Here is a 3606-nt window from a genome sequence, read left to right as displayed (position 1 = left end):
ATTAGATACCAATCTCAATGAGGAACAACGCAATTTCGTCGAGATTATCAGAGGTAGCTCCGATAACTTGTTGAATATCATCAACGAAATCTTAGATTTTTCTAAAATTGAAGCTGGCGAGTTACACCTAGAAGAAATTAACTTTAGCTTGACTGATTCCGTCGAGCAAACGATCGAAGTCTTGGCTAATAATGCTTATTCCAAAGGGATCGAATTGAGCTGTCGGATCGAACCGAGCATCCCCAACAATTTGCAAGGCGATCCGACGCGGCTGGGACAGATTTTAACTAACTTAATCGGTAATGCGATCAAATTTACCGATCGCGGGGGCGTGTCGATCGATATTAGCGCGATCGCGACTACCACTCGACAGACAACGCTCTATTTCCAAGTTCAAGATACGGGCATCGGTATCGATTTAGATAGTCAAGACAAGATTTTTCAATCCTTCTCCCAAGCTGATTCCTCTACTACCAGACAATATGGCGGTACGGGGTTAGGCTTGGCTATTTCCAAGCGATTGATCGAAATGATGGGCGGTGAAATTGGGGTAATTAGCGCGCCAGATGCAGGTTCGATCTTTTGGTTTACCCTGACTTGCTCGCGATCGACTCTCCCCGCCGATATCAGCGACGAATTGGCACTTACTCGCCAACTCGCCCAAGGCATTCAGGGACAACGCATCCTGATCGCTGGCAATTGGGATCACAGTCGCCACGCGATCGCCTCAGCAGCCGAACACTATGGCGCGCTCGTCACGATTACTAACAATAGCACTGCTGCCATGAATATGCTCTTAGCAGCCGCAGTCATGGGCAAACCTTTCCAAACCCTAATTACAGATTTAGCATACCCCGACAGCCCCAATACCACCCTCCCAGAACAGATCGGACACTATCCAGAACTCGGCAATCTGCGGACGATCGCGACGATCTCATTCAACGAATACGAACGCGCCTCACAGCTTCAACAAAAAGCCAAGATCGTTGGCTACGCCTTCAAACCAGCCAAACCGATGCAGATCCTCAATCGCTGCATCGAGATCCAAAATCTCCTGCCCGAACCCCAGCCGCAGACATTACCGAGCGTCAACGATGCACCACCCTCCCAACTACTCCTCCCCCAACAAGTTAGTTCGAGTCTGCGGATTTTGGTAGCTGAAGATAATAAAGTCAATCAAAAAGTTGCCCTAAATCAACTCAAAAACTTAGGCTATGCTGCCGATCTCGCCTGCGATGGCGAGGAAGTGCTCGAAAAGATTGCCAGTCAAAATTACGATGCAATTTTGATGGATTGCCACATGCCTCGGCTCGATGGCTACGCCGCCACCAAAGAAATCCGGCTGCGCGAAGGTAAAGCACGCCATACCATTATTATCGCCCTCACTGCCAGCGCGATGAAAGAAGATCGCGAATTAGCCATGCTCGCAGGGATGGATGACTTTTTGTCTAAACCCGTTCGCAAAGACGAACTGTCGGCCAAAATCGCCCAATGGACGCAACAAGCCGTGACGTCTGAGTCTGCTAGCGATGTCACTCCACCGCCAGCAGATCCTACCGCAGAGACTTCTGTACCAGAGCCTCTCCCCACCAACGAGCCACCAGCATCATCTGAAGAACCAGAATCCGCAGAAGTATCCACTAATGATGCTGAATTTGAACGGGCGATTTTACAAGTCTTTGTCGAAAATACCCGCGAACAGCTCCGATCGATCCGCGCCGCCTTAGCCACAGGCGATCTCGGCACGATCGAGCACCACCTGCACGCCATTAAAGGAGCCAGCGCAAACGTCGGTGCGGTGGCAATTACCGCCACTACCGCCAAGCCGATCGAACAATTAGCCCTTCAACTAGAAAAACTACTCACGATCGATATCGTAGACTCAAATGTCTTTCTCTCTCCCACTGCTATCGATCCCCTCCTCAATGAGATCGAAGATCTCACTCATGCGATTACCTCTGGTACTAGTAAAGTTAGGGAATAGTGAATAGTGAATAGTGGATAGTGTAATGCTGGACGCAAGCGTCCTTTTGCACTCCATTACCCATCCACTCATCCACCCATCCACCCATCCACCCCAAATCTCCCTCTCTACCTGTAGTTTTTACCGAACACCTGGGTACACTAGCCCTAGTCAGTACTGAAGACACGAGCGAGCGTAGTCAAGAATTACATGGGAAATATAGTTGGGATCGATCTAGGCACAACCAATTCTGTTGCTGCTTTCAAATTTGCGGACGTAGAAGTCGTTACGGCTGATGATAATCAAGCTCCCGATCGCAAATTAACTCGCTCTGTCGTCGCCACTACACCAAATGGCATCATTGTGGGCGAAACAGCTTACAACCAATTAAAAGCCGACCCAGAAAATACGATTATTTCGATCAAACGCTTAATTGGGCGTGGTTTTAGCGATCCTGTCGTCCAGGCACAATTAGCACGGTTGCACTACAAGATAACTCAATCGATCGAAGGTACCGATAATAGTCTATCCGTCTGGCTGGGTGGCAAAGAGTACGCACCCGAAGATATTTCCGCCGAAATCTTAAAAAAAGTCGTCCAAAACGCTCAACTTTACCAAAGCCAAAAAGGGCAAAAAAGTACGATCGATCGAGCGGTAATTACCGTTCCTGCTTACTTTAGCGACAAACAACGATATTCAACTCAAGCCGCCGCCAAAAGAGCGGGTCTTTCTGAGCCAGAACTGTTACCAGAACCGACAGCCGCTGCTATTTCTTATGGGTTCAAACCCAACGCCGATGATGTCAAAACGATCTTGGTGTATGACTTTGGTGGTGGTACTTTTGACTCGGCTTTGATTACGGCGGCGGGAACTCAATTTATCGAGTCGGGTAAAGCCGGAGATCTGTGGCTGGGTGGCGATGACATCGACGATCGCATCATCGAGCTAGTCAAGCAACAAGTCGCTGCTGAAGAAGATTTAGAGGATATCGATGGTTTAATTGCCCAGATGCCCCATTATCAAAAAGTGCGCTTTTTGGGCGATCTCAAAATGGCGGTAGAGAAAGCCAAAATCGATCTGAGCAGTTCCCTCTCCGCAAAAATTATTCCGGCAACGCCGCTACTCGACGATCTGGGGATGGCGATTCCGATCGATGTTACCGTGACGCGCGCCCAATTTGAAGCGATGATTTTGCCGCTAGTCGAGCGCACGATCTCGATCTGTCAGGAGGCAATTAAATATTCTGACTACCCAGCCGACGCGATCGATACGATCTTGATGGTAGGCGGTTCTTCGCAAATTCCGATCGTCCAAGAACGTGTCAAAGCTGCCTTCGGCGCAGATAAAGTCGTGGTTCATCCGCGTCCCATGTACGCGGTGGCTGAAGGTGCAGCCATCGTCGCGGCGGGATTGACGGAGAAAGTCGGGACTGTTTCACGCGACTACTTTATCGAATTAGCCGATCGTTCTCATTACAAAATCATTCAGCAGGGCGATATTTTACCAGTTAGCAACAGCTATACATTTAAAACTGAAGCAGATGGCCAAAGTTTGATTCATTTTAAATTCTTTAATACCGATCTTGTCAATCAACAAAATGAAAAGATCGGTGAAATGTGGTTGGCACTCGATCGTCCTTATCC

At 48.6% G+C, this 3606-nt stretch carries 2 protein-coding genes; both read left to right on the top strand.

Annotated features, from left to right (window positions below):
* Positions 1-1984: hybrid sensor histidine kinase/response regulator (locus C7B77_RS26250; RefSeq protein ID WP_146138530.1), on the top strand; the 1984-nt coding region annotated here is incomplete at its 5' end.
* Positions 1985-2173: 189 nt separating this feature from the next.
* On the top strand, positions 2174-3606 hold a 1433-nt coding region (locus C7B77_RS26245; protein ID WP_106311930.1), incomplete at its 3' end, for an Hsp70 family protein.

The organism is Chamaesiphon polymorphus CCALA 037 (genome assembly GCF_003003845.1).
GTDB classification, from domain to species: Bacteria; Cyanobacteriota; Cyanobacteriia; order Cyanobacteriales; family Chamaesiphonaceae; genus Chamaesiphon; species Chamaesiphon polymorphus.
This window is presented reverse-complemented; position numbering and strand designations above follow the sequence as displayed.